Origin of the sequence: Pseudomonas sp. XK-1 (assembly GCF_038069885.1) — a bacterium.
GTDB lineage: Bacteria > Pseudomonadota > Gammaproteobacteria > Pseudomonadales > Pseudomonadaceae > Aquipseudomonas.
In genome coordinates, this window is sequence record NZ_JBBPES010000009.1 from 80353 (window position 1) to 100339 (window position 19987).

Sequence of the window (19987 nt, forward strand, 5' to 3'; positions counted from 1 at the left end):
GCCGCCGCCACACTTGCCAGCCCAGCGCTTGCGGCCTAACCTGCGCCCTTTGGAAAGACCTACGAGATTGTCCATGTCCCTGGAACAGCAATACACCGAGATCCTTGGCCAACTTGGCGAAGACGTATCCCGCGAAGGCCTGCTCGACACGCCAAAGCGCGCCGCCAAAGCCATGCAGTACCTGTGCAAGGGCTACCAGCAGACGCTGGAAGAGGTCACCAATGGCGCGCTGTTCAGCTCCGACAACAGCGAAATGGTGCTGGTGAAGAACATCGAGTTGTACTCGCTGTGCGAGCATCACCTGCTGCCGTTTATCGGTAAGGCCCATGTCGCCTATATCCCCAGCGGCAAGGTGCTCGGCCTGTCGAAGGTCGCCCGTATCGTCGACATGTACGCGCGCCGCCTGCAGATCCAGGAAAACCTCAGCCGGCAGATCGCCGAAGCCATCCAGCAGGTTACCGGTGCCCTCGGGGTTGCGGTGGTGATCGAAGCGCAGCACATGTGCATGATGATGCGCGGCGTGGAGAAGCAGAACTCCGCCATGGTCACCTCGGTGATGCTCGGCGAGTTCCGCGAAAATGCCGCGACGCGCAGCGAGTTCCTCAGCCTGATCAATAACTGATCAACCCCTGCTGCAAGAAGAAACCGGTCATGGGCCGGTTTTTTATTGACTGCACCCTACTGCGGCAAGGCGTCAGGCTGCGCCGCTCATATGCGTGCAAGCCTGCTGTCGTAGGGTGCGCCGCGCGCACCAAGGTGCCCGCCGCCTAGGCTGGTGCGCACAGCGCACCCTACCGGACCGCTGCGCAGGGCTTACTGGCCCTTGAACGGCACCCGCGGCTTGGTTCGTAACGGGTCGAGCAAACCCGACAAACCGTTGTGGTCGATCTCCTGCATCAACGCCAGCAGCCGGCCGACTTCACCCTGGGGAAAGCCTTCGCGAGCGAACCAGTTGAGGTAGTTACCCGGCAGATCAGCGAGCAGACGGCCCTTGTGTTTACCGAAAGGCATTTCGCGGGTGACCAGCAACAACAGATCTTCGGGCTTCATCGCAGGCTCGGCAGGGTTGGGCAATCGAACGCGGATTATGCCGTTCGGCCCAGGGCCAGGCCAAGGCGGAAAAACTCGGGTAAGCTGCGCGCCCCTGTTTATCGACCCAAGGTTTGCCCCGCATGATTATCAAGGCACTGCGCATCGGCCTCGGCCAGTTGATCATCTTCCTCGACTGGATCAGCCGTCCGGCCAAGCTCAAACGCACCCCGCAAGCTCAGACGGCGGTCGAGCAAAGCGCCAGCAACCTGGCGCTGTACCAGTTCCACGCCTGCCCGTTCTGCGTAAAAACCCGCCGTACCCTGCACAAACTGAACGTGCCAGTGGCCCTGCGCGACGCTAAGAACGACGCCCAGGCGCGTAGCGAGCTGGAGCAGCAAGGCGGAAAAATCAAGGTGCCGTGCCTGCGCATCGAAGAAAACGGCCAGAGCACCTGGCTGTATGAGTCCAAGGCGATCATCGCCTATCTGGACGAGCGCTTCGCCGGCGCATAACGCCCAGGACTGCGCCAGGGGTTGCCCCTGGCGCAGGGTTACACGGGCTTACTTGATAAAGTACTTGCCCCAACGCTCGATATTGCGCACCGACTGCTGACGCTGCAGGGCACGGCCTTGTTGGGCCTGCTCGACGGCGGCAATTTCATCGTCGATGACCTTGGTCGACAGCGACAACCAGCTGGTGGCAAAGGCCATGGCGTCGCCATGCAGCTCCAGCGCATCCATATTGATATTGCTGATGTCGTCGCAGGCATCGTGGTAGCACGGGTCGAACGGCTGGTTGGCCGCACCGCCGAACTTCTGCGCCTGCTCCTCGCTCTTCAGGTCTTCAGCCCCGGTAAACAGACCGCCAAAGGCGATGCTTTCCTCGAAGAACTGCGCATAGTCGGAGCGGAAGTCGATCTCGGTGCCCTCTGCCGGCGCGCCGCGCAGGTCGAAATAGGCTTGCAGCAGACGCTCGATGGCAGCCGAACCGGGTGGACCCTGCAGGCCGAAGTCCGAACCGTCGCCATCATAGATAAAGTTGCCGAAATTCGGCGACGCGATCATGTCGAAGTTCAGGTAGGCCCTGATCTGCTGTTTCTCCTCGTCCGGCAGCTGGCTGGCGTAATAGGTGGAACCGACCAGCCCAGACTCTTCCGCGCCCCACCAGGCGAACCGTACCTGATTGAGCGGGTGGGCCTTGCTCATCAGCACTGCCATTTCCAGCAGCGCAGCGCTACCCGAGCCATTGTCGTTGATGCCGGCACCTTCGCCCACCGAATCCAGGTGCGCGCCGACCATCACCACATTGTTCGGGTTGCCGCGCCGGGTCTGGGCAATCACGTTGTGGGTTTCGGTACGGCTACGCTCGACGTCGGCCACCATGCGCACTTGCACCCCTGCGGTCTGCGCCCAGTCGGCACCGATATCGTAGGTGGTGAACAACACCGGGATACCGCCGGCATAGGTATCGCCCAGGGTCGCGTTCATCAGGCCCTTGCGATCCTCGCTATCGCCCTGATTGAAGATGACCGCCCCCGCCGCACCAGCCGCTGCGGCATTCTCGGCCTTGATCTGGAAGGTACAGCTGCCGCGCTGAACCAGGGCGATGGAGCCACTGGGGAAGCCGGCGAAATCCTCTGCCTCGCAACCGCTGCTGGAGCTATTGCCGGCACCGAGCATCAGATCCACCGGCACCACGGCGGCGCTGACATCGCCGGCTTCGGTTTGCGACAGGTAGGTGAAGTCCTCGTCCCAGACATAGTCGGTCGGCGTCGGCAACAGCATGCTCAGGGTGCCTGGGCCAATCGGCTCGTAAGAGGTGAAGGGGAAGGCCTGCAGGGTAACGGTATAGCCGGCACGCTCCAGGGTGCTGCGCACGTAGTCGACCGAGGCCTGATAGCCGGGCTGCGCGGCGGCGCGGTTACCGCCATTGAGGCTGGCGATATCCTGCAGGGCTTGCAGACGGGTCATCACCTTGCTGGCCTGCATGCAGTGGGGCAAGCCCAGCGGAGTGCCCACCAGCAGCGGCGATTTGCACGCCGATAGCGGCGGTTTGCCCGGTGTCCAGAAATCATTGAAGCGCTCGCTGTCACTGGGCGAGGCGGCAATACCGGCGGTGGAGGCGATTAAAGCGAGCGAACCAACAACCCAATGAACATTGTTCTTCTTCGTCATGGGAAATCATCCTTGGATAGATAGTGTTGTGCTGGTCGTCTATGGCATCTGCCACTGCCCCCTACGGCTCCCTGGAGACGCGACCATAAGCAGTGACTCACGCCTGTCCTTTCGGTTCGCCATTTATGGATCGAATGCCGACCCCGCGCGCAAATTTGAGCACTAGGTCAAAAAATGCCGGGGCAAATGAGATCTGGGCTGTATCAGAAGGGCTCTGCAGGATGCGCCGTGCGCACCGCTGCAGCCCAAAAGCCGTTGGGCCACGCGGCGCAGCCAGGCTAACTGACACTCAAGCGCCGGCACCTGGACGCAAAGCCACGGCCTGAGGAATTGGCCACGGCGCGCGCCTAGGCCAATAGAGCAAACCGGACCGACCCGCGGCCCGGCTAAGCGCGGCGTTACTGCGCGCCCTGCAACTCGGTCACGACGAACTTGCTGCCCTGCTGCTCGACGACAAAGCCGACCTTGTCACCCACTGCGACCCCTTCGAGCAGAGTAGCGTCCTTGACGTCGAACACCATGGTCATCGGCGGCATGCCGATATTGGCAATGGGGCCATGGCGCAGGGTGATCTTCTGCCGGGCCGCATCGATCTTGCGCACCTCGCCCTGGCTCATGCTGGCGTTGACCTGCGCGGCATCCTGGCCCTTGTCGCTGGCATATTCATCACTGGCTTGTACGGTAAATGCCAGGCTGCCCAACAGGCAGGCGATCAGTAGTTGCTTCATGGTCTTGCTCCTCAAGTCAGGCGACCCAGCGGCCGCCCTGATCATTTATCGGCCCGCGCAAGGTTTGCGCTGCCGCTACTGCCCCGATCAGCACAGGCTGATCCGGATTTGCACGCTTGCGTCAGTTCGCCATAACCCGCACCTTGCCGACCATTCCCGCCTGGTAATGGCCGGCAATCAGGCAGGCAAAGTCGAAGTCCCCGGCGCGGTTGAAGGTCCAGATGATCTCGCCAGTCTGGCCCGGGCCAACGTGGGCCATATAGGGCTCGTCATGCACCATACCGGGGAACTTGACCATCAACGCCGCGTGTTTATCCAGATCGTCCTGAGTGCCGATGACGAACTCGTGCAGCACCTGACCGTTGTTGCGGTGGACCAGGCGAATGGTTTCGCCCTGCTTGACCTCAAGGCGGTCGGGGGTGAAGCGCATGGCATCACTCATGCCAATCTTGATGGTGCGGCTGACCTGCTCGGCATCGCCGGCAATGCCCCAGGGCTTCTGCTCCTTGATCACCGCCGCGCTGTGAGGCGCGTCAGGTTTATCGCCATGGGCCAGCAACGGGCTGCTGATAAAGACGCCGACAAAGCCCAGCAACAGGGCACTAAGGTTTGACGATAGATTCATGATTAATTCCTCGAATTGAATAAATGCTGCATGCCTGGTGTAGGAGCGGCTGGGCGGAGTGCCGCCCAGCGGGGTGCCGCCCAGCGGGGTGCCGCCCAGCGGAATGCCGCCCAGCCGCTCCTACAATTTTCATTAGTGGCCGTTGTGGCCGCCGGGTTTACGCACCTGCACCTCAACCGGCTCATCAATCGGCTGCTTGAGCGGCATCGACTGCCCACCGGCCTCGCTCGAACGCGCCGGTTGGGCCAGGTCCCCTTTCCATTCGTAGGCCACAGTGCCGGCCGGGTGCTTGAACCAACCAGGGTCGCGGTAGTCGCCCGCGGGCTGGTCCTTGCGCACCTTGAGCACGGTAAACATGCCGCCCATTTCCACCGAGCCGAAGGGACCGTCGCCGGTCATCATCGGTGCGGTGTTGTCCGGCAGCGGCATCTGCATCTCCGCCATATCGGCCATGCCGCGTTCGCCCATGACCATATAATCGGGGATCAGCTTGGCGACCCTGCGGGTCATGTCGCGGTGGTCGACGCCAACCAGGGTCGGGATGTCGTGGCCCATGGCGTTCATGGTGTGGTGGCTCTTGTGGCAGTGGAAGGCCCAGTCGCCCTCCTCGTCGGCAAGAAACTCGACCTGGCGCATCTGCCCCACCGCGATATCGGTGGTCACCTCCGGCCAGCGCGAACCCACCGGGGTCGGCCCGCCATCGGTACCGGTCACTTCGAACTCGTGGCCATGCAGGTGGATCGGGTGGTTGGTCATGGTCAGGTTGCCGACGCGGATCCGCACCTTGTCGTTATGCCGCACCACCAGCGGGTCGATGCCGGGGAAGATGCGGCTGTTGAAGGTCCACAGGTTGAAGTCGAGCATGGTCATGATCTTCGGCGTGGCCGCCCCGGGCTCGATGTCGTAGGCGTTGAGCAGGAAACAGAAATCCCGATCCACCTCGCTGATCAACGGGTGATGCGCCTTGGGGTGAGTGACCCAGAAGCCCATCATGCCCATGGCCATCTGGGTCATCTCGTCGGCATGGGGGTGGTACATAAAGGTGCCGGGACGGCGCGCGACGAATTCGTAGACAAAGGTCTTGCCCACCGGAATCGCCGGCTGGGTCAGCCCGGAGACGCCGTCCATACCATTGGGCAAGCGCTGGCCGTGCCAGTGAATGCTGGTGTGCTCGGGCAGCTTGTTGGTGACAAAGATGCGTACCCGGTCGCCCTCCACCACCTCGATGGTCGGCCCCGGCGACTGACCGTTATAGCCCCACAAATGGGCCTTGTAGCCCGGTGCCAGCTCGCGCACCACCGGCTCTGCCACCAGGTGGAACTCCTTGACCCCGTTGTTCATCCGCCACGGCAGGGTCCAGCCGTTGAGGGTGACCACCGGGTTATAGGGTCGGCCGTTCTGCGGTTGCAGTGGCGGCTGGGTATCGGCGCTACCCTGGGACACCGCTTCCGGTATGCCGGCCAGGGACACCCGACTGACCGCAGAGGTGGCGACAGCGGCGGTAATGGCGCTGGCACCGAGAAAGAAATCACGTCGTGAAACCATGGGAAATAGTCCTTGATCAGTGCCCGGCGGGCTCGTCGGTGGCGGCCATGGCCGGAGTGCTCGATGACAGGCTGGGCGCACCCAGCAGGGCCATATCCAGGTCGGCCTTGGCGATCCAGAAATCGCGCTGCGCCTGCAGGTAGCCATCCACCGCCAGCACCTGCTTACGCGCATCGGCCAGCAGCTCGAAGGTGCTGATAAACATGCCGTTGTACTGCAGGACATTTTCCTCGGCGATGCGCGCGCGCAGCGGCAGCACCTCGTCACGGTAATGCCGGGCAATGTCATGGCTGGCCTGGTAACCCAGGTAAGCCTCGCGCACCTGCGAGCGAGCGTTGATCGCCGTTTCGGCGGCGCGGTTGAGCATCTGCCGGTACTGCGCCTCGGCCTTGGCCACCTTGGCCCCACTCCAGTCGAACAGCGGCAGCTCGACGCTGATCTCGTAACCGCGCTGGGTCGGCTCCTCATTGGAGCGGTTATTCACCACGCCCAGCTCCAGCACGTTGATAAAGCGCGTGGTCTTGCTCAGCCCCAGGTTCTTGGCCAGGCGCTCGGCGTCCAGGCGCACGGCCTGGATATCCAGACGCTGGGCCATGGCCAGGCGTTCGACATCCGCCAGTTGCTCGGCCGTGGCCGGCAATTCGGGCAAGCGCGCAGGCAACTGGAAGTCGAGTTGCTCACCCCACAGACCGAGCAGACGAGTCAGCTGCTCGCGGCTCTGCACCCGGGCCTGCTCGGCGCGGATCAGGTTAAGCCCGGCATCGGCATAGAAGCTCTGTTCCTGGGCGCGCTGCAAGGTGCTGTAGTTGCCCACCGCCGCCAGCCGCCTGGCCAACTCGGCAGAGATTTCAGCCGACTCCATCACCTGGCCCATAAAGCCCAGGCTCTCCTGCGCCGCCACCGCGCGGTACCAGGCCTTGCGGGTCTGGCTGGCCAGCTCGAACACCGCCAGGCTGGTCTGCCGCTGCACCTGCTCGAAGCGCTTGGCCTCCATACCCGAGGTCAGCGGCATGGCGATCAGCCGCGCCAGGTTGATATGCAGGCCGCGCTCGTACTCCACCTCGCTGCCCTTCTCCAGACGGCCGAAGGAAAAGCCCGGATTGGGGATGCGTCCGGCCTGCACCCGTTCGGCCTCACTGATACCCAGCTGATCGAAACTTGCCTGCAGGCCGGGGTTGTTCAACAGCGCCACCTGCACTGCGGCATCCACCGTCAGCGGCTCGGCCAGCAGCTCGGCGACCCGCTCGGCCACCTGGCTGCGCTGCTCCGGGGTTTTCACCCAGGTGACCTGCTTGTCCAGCTGCGCCTGGCTGGCCTGCTCGACCGTGGCAAAACCGCCGTCCTGACTAAAACCAGCGCAACCGACCAGCAACAAGGGGCTACAGAGCCCTAACAGGCGTACGAAACCTTTTATGCGCCGTGCCTTAGTGATGACCATGCTGCTGCTCCATTGGCTTGGCCGGCGGCTCGATAGCCGGCTCGGTGGGCTGCGGTGCCGAAACTTCCTCGGCGTAAGGCTCCTGTGCGTAGGTGCGCCAGCCGCCGATACGGCCGACCAGCTCATTGGCCTCGCGCCAATCCTGCAGCGGTTGCTCGCTAAAACCCTGGTAGGTCTTGAGCGGTGATTGATAGTGCACAGCCGGCGTAGCGGCCTGGGCATCCAGTGGGTCGGGCAACTCGGCCCAGGCACTGACAGGCAGCACCAACAGAACCAGGCAGGCAAACGCGCGCCGGGCAAAAAACAAACGCAGCATCGAATGATCTCGCGTCAAGCGCAGTAGCCGGCAACAGGCCGGTCAGCCACGCAACTAAGACAAAGGCCATATACCGGTTAGCGGGTCTGGCAGCAGGCGCGGATTGGCCCCTCTCCCGGGGGGGGGTGAGGGAAGGACTCAGCGCATAGCCATAGCTAACAGGGCGATAGCCCAGTGGGCACTATTCAGTGCACTCCTGGCTTAGGCGAGAAACAGGCGGGGGGGTCTTTCCGGGGTCTCGGCGATAAAGCCGATAAAGCGATCCAGTCGTGCCAGGGACGGCTCGACAGCATGCGGCAGGCTATTGCTGGCAACCACCGTACTCAGCGCCACCGCACCCACGCAAAAGGCGCAGAGGCTGCATAGGCTGTTATCGGCGGGCTGTACGGAGGTGCTCGAGGGGGCGGCACTGTCGCCGCCATGATGCTCGCCATGGGCGGAGGCCTGCATGGCCTGGGGAGCCATGACAGCCGGGTGATGGGCCGCTATCTGCTGGCTGCTTGAATCGCCCGCCCCACCCTGAGTGAATGCACATAACTGCATGCCGACGGCTGCCATGCTCTGCGCCGGGAGGGCGAGCATCAGCATCCAGATCAGGGCAATTCGCAGTGTGCGCATGGCGATAGGGCTGTCTTCGAATAAAAGTGGGTGAGGCGGATTATCCACCGATTCGGTCGCTTGTCCATGGCCGGCAAGTGCCGGAGCTTGATTTCCCCACAGCCGACCATCGATATAACCCACCAGCCCCATGGGCAAACAACCGCCAGGCTGGCTATGATCGGAGCCCATGACAACCAACCCGCCCATCCGCCAACCCTGCCCGCCCGGAGCCTGCGACTGCGGCCGCGAGCAGCTGCTGGAAAGCGCCGACAGCGACCTGCGTATCCTGCGCCTGACCCGCCAGGAAGAGAAACGCCTGCTCGATCGCCTGGAAAACCTGCAGAGCCTGAGCGAGCTGGAAAAACTGCAGCAGCGCATGTACGAGCAACTCGGCATCCGCCTGGCCATCGCCCCCGGCTTCAATGAAGTGCGCAGCATGCGCGGCATCAGAATTGAGATCGCCGAACTCCCCGGCCTCTGCCGCAAAACCCGCCAGGCGCTGCCCACCTCCATCCGCCGCGGCCTGGAAAAACACCCGGAGATCGCCTACGACCTGCTTAACGCCCATGACCTGTTTCGGGATATTTGAGGGGTTGGGGAAAGTAGCCGAAGTCGGACAGAAGCGGATCGGCACAACGGATAGCTAACAGCTAAGAGAAACCATTCGCTCTAACATTCCGGATAAGGTCTATAAATATAAATAACCGGATTTATTACTTATAAGCAAAAAGCAATATTTATATTTCCAACCGCGATTAATATTAATTAATTTGGTTTATTTGCTAATTGTATTTATTAAGCATACGGTGGAGTGTCAATTACGACATTTAACTCAAAGGATCGGCATGAAAGCCAGCTTAATTTCTGTAGCTGTGGCAGCCGCCATCGTGGCTTGGGCCCCGATCAGTCTGGCTCGTGAGGCCGTTGCGCTTCCCGGTGTAGTCGGGGCTGAAGGCGAGCTCAATGGTGTCGATACTACGGGTGGTGCCACATTGACCATTACCGACGGTCAAAACATCAATACCAATAACGACCTCGGCGGTGCCTTTACCACTGACTCCAATAACACCGGCGACCTTCTGTTTCTCGGTGATTCAACCGTAACAGGGTCAACCGGCCAGCCAGACGTGCTGTTTCTAAATATCAGTGCTGGCGCTACTGGCAGTACGGTTAATTTTAATGGCGACGTATTCGCTACTACGTCCCAAATTAGCGGGGAAGGCATTGTAAATTTCAATGGTGACGTCATATCGGCACCTGTATTCGTAGGCGATGGCTTTCTTAATCTCGGCGCTGGTCAACTCCTGACGGGCGCAATCACGACTAATACTGCAAATACCGGCACGTTGACCCTGAATAACGGCAGTCATGTCGATGGGGCCATTGGCGGTGCAAACGGGCTGAAGCAAATTAATGTCTCTGGCGGTAATGCATCCATTACCGGTGCCGTACAAGCCCAAGGATTCAACCTCGGTGCGAATACCCTGGCCATTACTGGGGCATTGACCACTAACGCCAATGGCACGATTGCGACCTCTCTGGCCGGCAATACCGTCTACGGTAATATCCAGCCGTCCGGCGCTTCGAATATCAATGCTGCCGGTATCACGGTAATTCCAACTGTTACGGGCGTACTTACTGCGGGCACGACCTTCACGATTGTTGGCGGCCTGGCGGGCACCAACGGAGCGACTGTAACCGTACTCAACACCAACCCGCTCTACACCTTCTCCAGCGTGCCGACGACTACTGGCGATGTACTTATCACGGTTGAATCCGTTTCATTGGGCTCACCCGTTGCCGATGTGGCTGCGGGGGCACTGCTGGGTTCACCTGCTCCAGTGGGCTCCGATGTTCAAGTTGTTCAGGGTGCCGTGCTTGCTCTGCCCAGCGCATCAGCAGTCACCAATGCCCTGGTTCAGTTGGCCCCCAGCAGTACCAACCTGGCAGCCCCCTGGGTAGCAGGGCAAACGACGCGCCTGATGGAAGACATGCTGCAAGCACGTGTGGATGAAATCCAGAACCTGTGCTGCGACACCAGCTGTGGGACCGATAAGCCCCAGCAAGATCTGCGCAAGTGCAACGGTGATGAGCAACCGAGCAATTGGTGGGCCAAAACCTTTGGTAATGCAGGTAGCCAGGGTGATGTCGATAATAGCTTCGGCTACGACACTAAAACCTACGGTTTGGTACTGGCTTACGACCGGCCGGTGGGCGAAAACACCCGAGCGGGTATCAGCGCCGGTTATGCGAATAGCACCATTGACGGCAACAACTCTTCGGGTGAGACGACAATTGACTCTTACCAGCTGACGGGCTATCTCAATTACACCCCAGGCCCTTGGTATGTGCAGGGTGCTTTGACTGCCGGCATGGATCGATATGAAGGGGAACGCCAGATCACCTTCCCTGGCGTTAATCGCATGGCCAAATCTGACTACGACGGCCAGCAGTACACTGCTCTGGTTTCGGCCGGGAAGCATTTCTACTTCGATCAGGAAGTTACTGTTACCCCTTTCGCCTCGTTACAGACGTCGCTTATCAAAGTTGACAGCTATAAAGAAAGTGGCGCTGGCGGTTTGAATCATCGTGTGGATGACCAGGATTACAACCTGACCCAATCAGGCGTGGGCGTGAAGGTCGAACGTGTTATTCGATCCGGCACCAGCACCTACTCCCCTGAAGTTCATGTTAAATGGATGCATGATTTTAGCGATACGTCTACTGAGCAGACCGCAGCCCTCACCGGGGGCGGATCGGCATTTAACGTGGAAGGCATAGAGCAGAATCGGGACCTGTACAATGTCGGCGCTGGCATCACCTTCCTGTCCTGCAATTGTGATAACAGTTCCTGGACAGTCAAAGGGCAATATGACTACAAGTGGAATGACAGCGAGTACTCGTCCAATCAACTGTCACTTATAGCCAGCCTCAAATACTAAATAGGCGCATGTTGGCAGTGGTTCGTATAACTGCGTGATATTTTCGCGCAGTTCATCACCAACTGCTAAAAATGCAAGTGGGGCGCGGCGAAAACATACGTTAGCCAGCGCTCCAGCCTGCCCTCCACTCTTCAGGGTCCGAACATGGACTCCCCCGCTCCAATAGACATCCCCAGCCTCATAATGAGGCACGTTCAAATGCCTCGGGACTGACACCGCCCAAGTGACTGTGGCGGCGGGTTCGGTTGTAAAACACTTCGATGTAATCGAACACATCGGCCCTTGTTAGGGGCATCGACAGTGAACTCCAGGTTGAAATGGTTCGGGGCGATGATCGAGGGGCGAATTGAACACGGTGCTTTATAGCCCCGCTGGGCCTTAATCTTGTGACATCGCATCAACCGCGCAACACGATGCTTGCCACAGGTCTCACCAGCTTCCCGCAAGCCCCCCAACGACCCGACGCGCACCCTACACACCACGGCTGGCCGCATAGGCATCTCGGATTAACCGCAGCAGTCGATTCGTTGGGTGCTCATAGACTTCCTCCTATGCTCAAAGCATAGGCCGGGGATGTCTATCGGATCGGCGGTAGTCCATATTGACGGTTGCAGGCTATTAACAAGGTGGCGCTATGAGTATTTGCCAATTAGGTATCCTATCCGCCAAAACGCTAGCTATCGTTGAGCAACACAATGCCTGCTGGGCGCGGGGCGATATCGCCGGTATCGAAGCGCTGTATCACCCGGACATGGTCTTCATCGATCATTTCAGTGGCAACAGCTATAGCGGGGCAGCACTACGCGAACACATCCGCGACATCATTGCCCGTTCGTCCCTGGAAACTCTGGAGTACCTGGATAGACCTAGGGTCGATGGCGACACCGTCTTCCTGCGCTACTGCGAGGTGATTCGTGCCGCCAATGGAGATGTGCTGCTCAGCGTGTCTGCCTGCGATGCGGTGCGCATTGCCGACGGGAAGATTATTGAAATCAATGAATACGCGCTGCCGATGCACAAGCCGGATCAGCCGCAACGCAAGCAAGCCGCAGCCAGTAAAATTGGCCTCAGTCCTCGGGCACTGGGCTACCTACTAAAAGACCTATCGATTTACTTTGAACAGCAGCAACCTTATCTGGAGCCTGGTCTGTCTCTGTCGGACGTGGCCCGGGTCAGCGGCTACACCCGAAATCAGATTTCCTATGCACTGAATCAGGGGCTGGGGTTGAGCTTTTACCAGTATCTCAATCGGGCACGCATTCGCCATGTGCTGGCCAGCGATTCGGCTACCAGCATTGTCGAACGCGCCAGGGTTGCCGGGTTCCGTTCTACCAGCACGTTTTACAGTGCGTTTCGCGCGGTGACCGGACATGTGCCCGGTGAGCTACTGAAATAGCCCTGAATCAGTCGATGTCACTTCAATCAACGTGCCTGGGCATAGAGACGATGCCCGGCAAGACAGCTAAATTGCTGTGACACGGCCGCTTAGACGCCCCGACCACTCTTGTAGGTGGTCGGGGGGAATGACGGCTTATGTACCTGATTTAATTTTGGCCCAACTGCGGGTCATGGCACGCTGAACATTCTGAGACAGTTCACCCAGAACGTAGAGCTTCTTCATAGTTTCAGGTGTCGGATAGATGCCCGGGTTGTTGCGAATTTCTTCGGTCACCAGCGGCGTTGATGCAGCGTTACCGTTCGGATAAGCCACATAGTCTGTGACAGCCGCAATCACTTCTGGCTTCAGAAGGTGATTCAAGTACGCGTGGGCTGCATCGGGGTTCTTCGCGTCAGCCGGCAACGCCAGCATGTCGTACCAAGAAGCCGCCCCCTCTTTCGGAATGGCATAGGCAATGTTGACGCCATTCTTTGCTTCATTACTCCGAGCCTGAGCCTGGAACGCATCTCCAGACCAGCCCACTGACACGCAGATATCGCCATTGGCCATATCGGTGATGTATTTCGAAGAGTGGAAATAGGTAACGTACGGCCGGATCGACATCATCAAGGCCTCAGCTCTGGCGATGTCTTCTGTGCTGGCCGGATTCGGATTCAGGCCCTGATAAAACAGTGCAGCCGCCATGATTTCCTGCGGGGCATCCAGCATGGTTACACCACAAGCCGCCAACTTTTCCAGATTGTTTGGTTCGAAAATGACATCCCACGAATCAATCGTCTCCACACCCAGCGCCGCTTTGACCTTGTCGACGTTATAGATGATACCGGTGGTGCCCCAGAGGTAGGGGATGGCGTACTGGTTGCCCGGATCAGTGGTTTCAAGCACCTTCATCAGGTCAGCATCTAGGTCCTTCCAGTTTGGAAGCTTGGATTTATCCAGCTTCTGGAACACCCCTGCCTTGATCTGCCTGGCAAGGAACATGTTTCCCGGCACCACCACGTCATAGCCAGAGGCACCCGCCAGCAGCTTGGCTTCCAGGGTTTCATTACTGTCGAATACGTCGTAGATCACTTTGATGCCGGTCTCTTTTTCGAAGTTGGCATTGGTGTCTTCGGCGATGTAGTCCGACCAGTTGTAGACCTTCACCGACGTGTCTGCGGCCTGGGCAACACCGCCAGCAGTGGCGGCAAGGCACAGTGCAATTAGCATCTTGCTCTTACTATTAGCCATGTAATCAGCTCCAATTCTTAGAAGTCAGCCACACAGGCTGAGACATTTAGCCTTAGCCCCAAACAATTCTGTCAGCGGAATCGACTATCAACGCACGGCGTCGGCTACTGCATCCTGGATGCTTTGCGCTTCGGCAGGCGGATTTGCAGCCACTTCACGGATTGCTTCGGCAATCGCGGCGCAGCTGAACTCGAACACTTCGGGCGACATGGTCAGGGCCGGCTGCAGCCGGTAATGCCATTTGCCGCGCTGGGAGATACCCAGTACACCGCGGCGCAATACCGCATGGTGCACGGCGTACTGAAAGGCCGGTGCCGCCACATTGCTGGCTTTGCTCTGCACGAACTCGATGGCGGCCATGGCACCGACGGCACGTACATCACCAACCTGCTCGATTTCGGCTTTCAGCGGTGTCATGTGCTCAAGGAAAATCCTTTCCAGCAGGCGGGCATTTTCCAGCACGCCGCCGGCCTCGATCAGCTCGATACCAGCCAGTGCACCGGCACAGGCGGCCGGCGCAAAACCGTAAGTGCTGCCCAAATGCAGGTCGGTGTTACCCATGATCGCGTCGGTGCCGAGAATCGCAGCAATCGGCTGTCCGCCGGCGGCAAAGGCCTTGCCCAGCAGAATCAGATCAGGATCGATGTTCTGCCAGCGCTGCATGGCGAACATCTCGCCGCAACGGCCCATACAGGTCTGTACTTCATCCAGACAAAGCAGCCAGCCCCAACGTTTGCACAGTGCACCGAGGCGATCCCAGAAGGCTTGCGAGGGCGCGTGAATACCGCCCTCACCAAGCACCGGCTCGATCAGCACACCGGCAACCTGCCCCGGGTGCACCTGCTGGACCAGCAGATACTCCAGGTAGTCGAGCACTTCGGTGTCGTCGAACGGGCCGGGGCCCTTGCGGAAGGCCGAGCGGAAGCGGTTGGGGTAAGGCACCATGACCACCCCGGAAACAAATTGGGTGCGCCCGGAGGAAACATTCGACAGGTCGCTGGAGGCCCCAGCGGTCATGTAGGTCGACTCGCCATGGTACTGACCGCCGAAGGTGATGATCAGCGGACGCTTGCTGGCCTCGCGCATGAACTTCACCGCGCCTTCCACGGCCAACGTGCCGGATACCGAGTACTCGACCCGGTTGATTCGCCCCGGTGCGATAGCGGCGAGCTTTTCCACCAGCGGGTAGGCGGCGGTGTTGCTCAGCCAGCCACTGATCTGCATGCCGTGATCCTGCCAGGCCGCGTCCATGGCAGCTTTGACGGTGGGTGGAGTTGGGCCGAAAGGCGATGCGCCCCAGGCAGACAGATGGTCGGCAAAGGTGTTGTTGTCGGCATCGACAATCAGGTGGCCGCGGCGACTGGTTTCCACCAGGGGGTAAATGCTGTGGTCTGCGTTGCTGCTGGTCAGGTGTGGCGAGTAGCGCTCGAACAGCGCGGTGCTGGCCGGTCCCGGTAGCTGGGTGTTGACCTGGGGCAGTTCTTTATCATGCACGGACATGGCGGTTACCTTGTAGTGAGCGTGCTGTAAAGACTGCCACTCCGGTGACGCTTTTGCTTTTCGTGCGGGACCGCGCGAAAACCATGGTCATTTAGCCTCGGCCTGTTCTGAACTGTTCTCCGGCCGGCACCACTGCCCCCCTCCCCGCAGCCTTGCTTTGCATAGCGCGGTAGTAGCGGCGAATTTCCAGATCATAGAATGGTTGTCGCAGGCTCAACTCCATTCTGCGTTTCTTCATCTGCGGGTAAGTACGCGGCGTATAGCCACGGCTCACCCCCAGTACGGGTGAAACGGCAGGCTTTGTGGACTAGCCCTTCTCCGGTGGGTACCACCAGACTTCAACGGATGCCTGCTAAGCAGCTGCTGCGATAGTCCGTATATGGACTGTTCCGCAGTGGCTTAACACACCTGCTTTGCGTTTATTGGGGGCACTGCACCAGAGGCGATTCAGCGCAAGGTGTTGCGTCAGCAGGTGATAGCCCGCGTCTGCCGCCATGTCGCGGTGCTGCAGTGGGCCGACGGGCCGTTATGAATCATTTTTGCAGAGACGCGGAATAGCGCATGCGCCAACTTTGGGCGGATCCAGACGAAAGATTCCCGCCGCAAAAGGTCTTGGCTTTCTTTTGCACGGGAAAGATTACGGCGCTGCACTTTTTTGCTTGACCTTGCCACGATGGCAAGGAGGAAAGTCGAATCATCAAACACTACCCTTAGTAGGAGCGAGCGATGATTACCTTCGAAGTAAAAGACATGACCTGTGGACACTGCATAAAAGCTATTACCCAGGCTGTACTGACCGTGGACTCAACTGCCAAAGTGCAGATAGACCTATCTACGCACCGAGTCCAGATTGAGTCGGCAAGCGCCGAAGCTGAACTCAGCCATGCAATTGTGAAAGCGGGATACTCCCCGATCGCGAAAACGACCGAGCAAGCGTCTTCCGCGCCGATCAAGATGACAGGTCGCGGTTGCTGCTGTCATTAAGTACCACACAAGTGAATCGCCCCTAGTTTCGTAGACGTTGGATGGCCTCTTGGGGCCGATTCACGCCGTTTGCTGACGACAGCTTGGCGTCGCGACTGGCAGAGATCGGCCCAGACTGTGTGAAAACGTCGAGGGTGCTTAGATCTATCGCCAACACATTGTGCGTAATCCTGACCTCGCTTGGGCCAAGCCGCTTGCAGCCGCAGCGACGCCGTGTAAAATCCCGCGCCCGAAAATGCAGGAGACAACACGTTGGCCATTCACTATTCCGCGTCCCAGGAAAATATTGCATGCGGGCGCACAGGCTCGAACCTGAGCAGCACCCAGGATGTTTCCCAGGTCTCGTGCAAGCTCTGCCTTCGCAGCGTTGAAAAGGGCGCGACTGAACCTGTGCGCAAGACCCCCACCCTGGCCGAGCTTAGGGCCGAAGCAAAAGCCGCCAAGGCTGCCCTCGCAGCGGCTGAAATGGCGAAGCCAACCCCGTCCCTGACCCCGCGCGCCGAATGGCAGCAACGCCTGGAGCAGCTGCCTGGTAAGAACCGCGTCCCGCGCGGCGTGGCTCGGCAGAAATTTATCTAAGCCTGCTGGCATTCGTGGTTGCGCGTCCGGCTACAACCTTGATCTGCCGGAGCCATAAACCTCAGGATCAGAGCCGATTTACTTGAAAGCCGGCTCTGGCTCTTATTCCTCTCCCAAGCGATCTATTTCGGCTGGCTGCTACGCGCTATGACTCCGGCGATGGTGGAGCTGAAGGCTTCATGAGCGGTGTCGAGCAAAAGCTGGCGCTGTTCAGGATGCTCCAGATAGTCCAGACACAGCCATGCCGTGTTGCGAATGAGCAGATCAACTGCGCCGCGTAACATGGATGGCTCTACGGTACGAAGCTCAGGTAACTGCCGGAGGTCTTCGCACATGTCCTCCGCCAGGGATGCGAGCAACCGGCGCACAACATCCCGGAAAGGACCGGCGGGGCCATGCAGCTCTCGCAATGACACGGTGAAGATGTCCACGTTTTCAAGTGCCAGATCAAACAGCCACCCTACAACCACCTCCGACAACGGCGTTCCGGGCTTCACATTGGCCCGGGCTTCGCGAATGCCCTGCCTGACCTGAACAGCAAAATCCTCCGCCATTACTCTCAGCATCGACTCCATATCCTCGAAGTGACGATAGAAGGTGTTGTGGTTCAAACCAGCTTCGCGCGCGACCTCCCGTAATACCAGCGCATGTGGGCTGCCACGGAGCACAGCCAGCTTCGCGGCGGCGGCCAGCAACAGGCGCTTGCCCTCGGGTGTCATGACGGCAGATGCCCGTCCCATAAATACTCCTGTTGACGCTCAGTATCCAACTGGCTACTTTTGTAGCCAACTGGATACCCGGGTAGCCAGTTGGCCATTTAAGCGAACAACGGCGAGGCTTGTCCATGAAGATTCGGCGCATATGTGATGCCAACTCCCCCCAGGGGTCGCGGCTCGAAATCGTTGAGGGAGAGCCCGGTGCGGCAGTCCCCTACTGGCTGCAGGAACTTGCGCCAGCAGAGCCGGGTGCCGGAGGGGCAATGCTGCCTTTTCAGCCGCGCTCTTTTCGGGACTGTATGTTGTTCGAGCAGCACTGGATTCAAGCTTCACGTGGGTTCGTGCGGCGCTTTATGCCGGGCGCTTTCCGAATCACGCAGCTCTATGAAGGCATCCTGCGACGCCCTTTCCCCGCCTTCCGGCCTCCGGCGCTATGGAAGCAGCAACCGATTTACTATTTCAGCAATCACCTGACGATCGTCCCAGGCGACACCCCTGTGAAATATCCGAGCCACACCCAGGCGTTCGACTATGAGCTGGAGCTTGGCATCGTATTGGCAAAGCCCCTGTTCAATGCCTCACCCGATGAGGCGTTGGATGCTATCGGTGGCTTTGTAGTGCTCAATGACTTCTCGGCGCGCGATATTCAGCGGCCTGAAATGCAGTCCGGTTTTGGCCCCCAAAAGTGCAAGCACTTCATCTCGTCCATCTCGCAGACACTGACAACCGCAGACGAGGTGCTTCCTCGCATCAATACACTCACGGCCACAGTGCACTTGAACGGTGAACTGATCACAACAACGTCCACCGCAAATATGCGCTATTCACTGGGCAGTCTCTTGGCGTTCCTGTCCAGCGCTGAGCCGCTTTTTCCGGGTGAACTGATCGGCACCGGAACGCTGCCGGGAGGCTGCGGAATGGAGACCGGCCGCCTGCTGGAGCGGGGAGATACCCTGCGGCTGGCTATCGAAGGCGTTGGCGAACTGAGTCACACGATCGTCTGAGGAGATGTTTTACATGGCAGCACAGTGGCTAGCCGGCCCACAGCGCCCCCTGACACGCTTTGGTGAGAAGCCAATTTTCGCTGAAGGGCTGTATCGAATTGCCCAGGACAGCTACGCCTGGATGGTACCCAACGGTTCCTGGGGTGAAACAAACATCGGACTGCTCGACTGCGGCGGCGAGAGCGTACTGATCGATACCTGCTGGGATCTGCGCTTCACCAGCGAGATGCTGAAGATGATGCAGCCGATTACGGGAAGCGCCCCCATCACCTGCGTCATCAACACCCATGCCGATGGCGATCACTGCTGGGGCAACCAACTGTTTGCTCAAAGCACAATCATCGCGTCCAAAGCCTGTGTGGATCATATTCATCACACCAGCCCCCTGGCCATGACGGCAATGCAACATGTTGGACGCCTATCGCGGCACCTGCCGATTCGCACGCTCAGCAATTTCGGCCATTACATGAACGAAATGTTAGAGCCATACGATTTTCGTGGCATCCGGGTTCGCCCCGCCACAGAGACGTTTGAGCAACAGAAGCTACTCAACGTAAAGGGTGTTGAACTCCTGCTGATGGAGGTCGGGCCGGGCCATACTGATGGCGACATCATCGTTTATGTGCCGGAACGAAGAGTGGCCTACACCGGGGACATTCTTTTTGCGGGGTCAACACCAGTGGCGTGGGCTGGCCCGGTTGAGAACATCGTGCGCGGCCTGCAGAAGCTGATGGAGCTTGACGTCGATGTGTTCGTTCCAGGACATGGCCCCTTGGCAACCCATGCCATGGTGAAGCAGCAGATTGACTACTGGGACTTCCTACAGGAAAACCTGCACCTGGCTTGCCAGCGTGGCATTGCGCCGCAACATGCGGTGCATGAGCTTCTGCTGTCTAGCCGGTTCAAAGACACCCCCTTTGCCAAATGGGACTCTCCAGAGCGCGCGATAAGCAGTGCCTTCACGCTTTATCGGCATTGGGGCTTTGAGCTTCCCGCGCTGCCCGGCAAATTGGGCATTCTGAATGTAATGAGGCACCAGGCGGGTATGGCCATGTGTATGCCCCATGCAGCCCCCAGCGCAATGCACTGCCGAAACCAGAAACTGCTTTAAGGCCGTGAAGTGACCGCCCCTTCTGGCCGATTGTTTACCTACCGCGACCAGCTGGCTTAGGTCC

20 protein-coding genes and 1 pseudogene are annotated in these 19987 nt (G+C 59.3%); 9 read left to right on the forward strand and 12 right to left on the reverse strand.

Annotation, left to right across the window (positions count from 1 at the left end):
* Positions 1-73: 73 nt before the first annotated feature.
* A complete protein-coding gene (folE, locus tag WMW70_RS20645; RefSeq protein ID WP_341439345.1) occupies positions 74-622 on the forward strand; it encodes a GTP cyclohydrolase I FolE in 549 nt (182 codons plus the stop codon).
* 191 nt (positions 623-813) lie between these two features.
* On the opposite strand, the gene WMW70_RS20650 is transcribed toward folE, so the two are convergent.
* Positions 814-1050 carry a DUF3820 family protein gene (locus WMW70_RS20650; RefSeq protein WP_341439346.1) on the reverse strand — a complete coding sequence of 79 codons (237 nt, stop codon included), beginning with the start codon at positions 1048-1050 and terminating at the stop codon, positions 814-816.
* Between the two features lie 122 nt (positions 1051-1172).
* Here WMW70_RS20650 and WMW70_RS20655 point away from each other — a divergent pair, with 122 nt between their 5' ends.
* The gene (locus tag WMW70_RS20655) at positions 1173-1544 is read left to right on the forward strand and encodes a glutaredoxin family protein (RefSeq protein WP_341439347.1); all 372 of its coding nucleotides are present in this window, start codon (positions 1173-1175) and stop codon (positions 1542-1544) included.
* 48 nt (positions 1545-1592) lie between these two features.
* Here the strand turns inward: WMW70_RS20655 and WMW70_RS20660 are convergent, their stop codons facing one another.
* The 7 genes from WMW70_RS20660 to WMW70_RS20690 form a co-directional block, all read right to left on the reverse strand.
* Positions 1593-3206, reverse strand: coding sequence for a M28 family metallopeptidase (locus WMW70_RS20660; RefSeq protein ID WP_341439348.1), 1614 nt, complete (start codon positions 3204-3206; stop codon positions 1593-1595).
* Positions 3207-3604: 398 nt separating this feature from the next.
* Positions 3605-3934 carry a copper-binding protein gene (locus tag WMW70_RS20665; RefSeq protein WP_341439349.1) on the reverse strand — a complete coding sequence of 110 codons (330 nt, stop codon included), beginning with the start codon at positions 3932-3934 and terminating at the stop codon, positions 3605-3607.
* Positions 3935-4055: 121 nt separating this feature from the next.
* Positions 4056-4559 carry a cupredoxin domain-containing protein gene (locus WMW70_RS20670; protein ID WP_341439350.1) on the reverse strand — a complete coding sequence of 168 codons (504 nt, stop codon included), beginning with the start codon at positions 4557-4559 and terminating at the stop codon, positions 4056-4058.
* Positions 4560-4691: 132 nt separating this feature from the next.
* The gene (locus WMW70_RS20675) at positions 4692-6104 is read right to left on the reverse strand and encodes a multicopper oxidase family protein (protein WP_341439351.1); all 1413 of its coding nucleotides are present in this window, start codon (positions 6102-6104) and stop codon (positions 4692-4694) included.
* Between the two features lie 16 nt (positions 6105-6120).
* On the reverse strand, positions 6121-7542 hold the full coding sequence (locus WMW70_RS20680) for a TolC family protein (protein ID WP_341439352.1): 1422 nt from the start codon (positions 7540-7542) through the stop codon (positions 6121-6123).
* Complete coding sequence (locus WMW70_RS20685) at positions 7529-7858, reverse strand: hypothetical protein (RefSeq protein ID WP_341439353.1); 330 nt, start codon at positions 7856-7858, stop codon at positions 7529-7531. The genes WMW70_RS20680 and WMW70_RS20685 overlap by 14 nt, the downstream gene beginning before the upstream one ends.
* Positions 7859-8059: 201 nt before the next feature.
* Complete coding sequence (locus WMW70_RS20690; RefSeq protein WP_341439354.1) at positions 8060-8476, reverse strand: hypothetical protein; 417 nt, start codon at positions 8474-8476, stop codon at positions 8060-8062.
* Positions 8477-8645: 169 nt separating this feature from the next.
* On the opposite strand from WMW70_RS20690, the gene WMW70_RS20695 reads away from it, so the two are divergent.
* A complete protein-coding gene (locus WMW70_RS20695) occupies positions 8646-9047 on the forward strand; it encodes a hypothetical protein (RefSeq protein WP_341439355.1) in 402 nt (133 codons plus the stop codon).
* A gap of 256 nt (positions 9048-9303) precedes the next feature.
* Entirely contained in the window at positions 9304-11400 is a 2097-nt protein-coding gene (locus WMW70_RS20700; protein ID WP_341439356.1) for an autotransporter family protein, read from the forward strand.
* 178 nt (positions 11401-11578) lie between these two features.
* Here WMW70_RS20700 and WMW70_RS22195 read toward each other — a convergent pair.
* Positions 11579-11922 (reverse strand): annotated as a pseudogene (locus WMW70_RS22195) (IS3 family transposase); the annotation flags it as partial.
* A 112-nt stretch (positions 11923-12034) separates the two neighbouring features.
* Here WMW70_RS22195 and WMW70_RS20710 point away from each other — a divergent pair.
* A complete protein-coding gene (locus tag WMW70_RS20710) occupies positions 12035-12796 on the forward strand; it encodes a nuclear transport factor 2 family protein (protein WP_341439357.1) in 762 nt (253 codons plus the stop codon).
* A gap of 135 nt (positions 12797-12931) precedes the next feature.
* Here the strand turns inward: WMW70_RS20710 and WMW70_RS20715 are convergent, their stop codons facing one another.
* Both WMW70_RS20715 and WMW70_RS20720 read right to left on the reverse strand, forming a co-directional pair.
* The gene (locus WMW70_RS20715) at positions 12932-14029 is read right to left on the reverse strand and encodes a polyamine ABC transporter substrate-binding protein (protein WP_341439358.1); all 1098 of its coding nucleotides are present in this window, start codon (positions 14027-14029) and stop codon (positions 12932-12934) included.
* Between the two features lie 87 nt (positions 14030-14116).
* Complete coding sequence (locus WMW70_RS20720) at positions 14117-15529, reverse strand: aminotransferase class III-fold pyridoxal phosphate-dependent enzyme (protein ID WP_341439359.1); 1413 nt, start codon at positions 15527-15529, stop codon at positions 14117-14119.
* 726 nt (positions 15530-16255) lie between these two features.
* Between WMW70_RS20720 and WMW70_RS20725 the strand changes: the two genes are divergently transcribed.
* Together WMW70_RS20725 and WMW70_RS20730 are read left to right on the forward strand one after the other, a co-directional pair.
* A complete protein-coding gene (locus tag WMW70_RS20725) occupies positions 16256-16513 on the forward strand; it encodes a heavy-metal-associated domain-containing protein (RefSeq protein ID WP_341439360.1) in 258 nt (85 codons plus the stop codon).
* Between the two features lie 252 nt (positions 16514-16765).
* Positions 16766-17092, forward strand: a complete 327-nt coding sequence (locus tag WMW70_RS20730; protein WP_341439361.1) for a hypothetical protein — start codon at positions 16766-16768, stop codon at positions 17090-17092.
* A gap of 122 nt (positions 17093-17214) precedes the next feature.
* On the opposite strand, the gene WMW70_RS20735 is transcribed toward WMW70_RS20730, so the two are convergent.
* Positions 17215-17832, reverse strand: coding sequence for a TetR family transcriptional regulator (locus WMW70_RS20735; RefSeq protein WP_341439362.1), 618 nt, complete (start codon positions 17830-17832; stop codon positions 17215-17217).
* Positions 17833-18071: 239 nt separating this feature from the next.
* Here WMW70_RS20735 and WMW70_RS20740 point away from each other — a divergent pair, with 239 nt between their 5' ends.
* A complete protein-coding gene (locus tag WMW70_RS20740) occupies positions 18072-18812 on the forward strand; it encodes a fumarylacetoacetate hydrolase family protein (RefSeq protein ID WP_341439363.1) in 741 nt (246 codons plus the stop codon).
* 13 nt (positions 18813-18825) lie between these two features.
* Positions 18826-19923 carry an MBL fold metallo-hydrolase gene (locus WMW70_RS20745; RefSeq protein ID WP_341439364.1) on the forward strand — a complete coding sequence of 366 codons (1098 nt, stop codon included), beginning with the start codon at positions 18826-18828 and terminating at the stop codon, positions 19921-19923.
* Positions 19924-19987: the final 64 nt, after the last annotated feature.

What these genes read in the sequence shown, in the direction of transcription:
- WMW70_RS20660 (WP_341439348.1), bottom strand. Translation starts at nt 3,206, where the DNA reads ATGACGAAGAAGAACAATGTTCATTGGGTTGTTGGTTCGCTCGCTTTA.
- WMW70_RS20715 (WP_341439358.1), bottom strand. Translation starts at nt 14,029, where the DNA reads ATGGCTAATAGTAAGAGCAAGATGCTAATTGCACTGTGCCTTGCCGCC.
- WMW70_RS20655 (WP_341439347.1), top strand. Translation starts at nt 1,173, where the DNA reads ATGATTATCAAGGCACTGCGCATCGGCCTCGGCCAGTTGATCATCTTC.
- WMW70_RS20665 (WP_341439349.1), bottom strand. Translation starts at nt 3,934, where the DNA reads ATGAAGCAACTACTGATCGCCTGCCTGTTGGGCAGCCTGGCATTTACC.
- WMW70_RS20740 (WP_341439363.1), top strand. Translation starts at nt 18,072, where the DNA reads ATGCTGCCTTTTCAGCCGCGCTCTTTTCGGGACTGTATGTTGTTCGAG.
- WMW70_RS20710 (WP_341439357.1), top strand. Translation starts at nt 12,035, where the DNA reads ATGAGTATTTGCCAATTAGGTATCCTATCCGCCAAAACGCTAGCTATC.
- WMW70_RS20695 (WP_341439355.1), top strand. Translation starts at nt 8,646, where the DNA reads ATGACAACCAACCCGCCCATCCGCCAACCCTGCCCGCCCGGAGCCTGC.
- WMW70_RS20670 (WP_341439350.1), bottom strand. Translation starts at nt 4,559, where the DNA reads ATGAATCTATCGTCAAACCTTAGTGCCCTGTTGCTGGGCTTTGTCGGC.
- WMW70_RS20690 (WP_341439354.1), bottom strand. Translation starts at nt 8,476, where the DNA reads ATGCGCACACTGCGAATTGCCCTGATCTGGATGCTGATGCTCGCCCTC.
- WMW70_RS20675 (WP_341439351.1), bottom strand. Translation starts at nt 6,104, where the DNA reads ATGGTTTCACGACGTGATTTCTTTCTCGGTGCCAGCGCCATTACCGCC.
- WMW70_RS20735 (WP_341439362.1), bottom strand. Translation starts at nt 17,832, where the DNA reads ATGGGACGGGCATCTGCCGTCATGACACCCGAGGGCAAGCGCCTGTTG.
- folE (WP_341439345.1), top strand. Translation starts at nt 74, where the DNA reads ATGTCCCTGGAACAGCAATACACCGAGATCCTTGGCCAACTTGGCGAA.
- WMW70_RS20700 (WP_341439356.1), top strand. Translation starts at nt 9,304, where the DNA reads ATGAAAGCCAGCTTAATTTCTGTAGCTGTGGCAGCCGCCATCGTGGCT.
- WMW70_RS20680 (WP_341439352.1), bottom strand. Translation starts at nt 7,542, where the DNA reads ATGGTCATCACTAAGGCACGGCGCATAAAAGGTTTCGTACGCCTGTTA.
- WMW70_RS20685 (WP_341439353.1), bottom strand. Translation starts at nt 7,858, where the DNA reads ATGCTGCGTTTGTTTTTTGCCCGGCGCGCGTTTGCCTGCCTGGTTCTG.
- WMW70_RS20725 (WP_341439360.1), top strand. Translation starts at nt 16,256, where the DNA reads ATGATTACCTTCGAAGTAAAAGACATGACCTGTGGACACTGCATAAAA.
- WMW70_RS20745 (WP_341439364.1), top strand. Translation starts at nt 18,826, where the DNA reads ATGGCAGCACAGTGGCTAGCCGGCCCACAGCGCCCCCTGACACGCTTT.
- WMW70_RS20650 (WP_341439346.1), bottom strand. Translation starts at nt 1,050, where the DNA reads ATGAAGCCCGAAGATCTGTTGTTGCTGGTCACCCGCGAAATGCCTTTC.
- WMW70_RS20720 (WP_341439359.1), bottom strand. Translation starts at nt 15,529, where the DNA reads ATGTCCGTGCATGATAAAGAACTGCCCCAGGTCAACACCCAGCTACCG.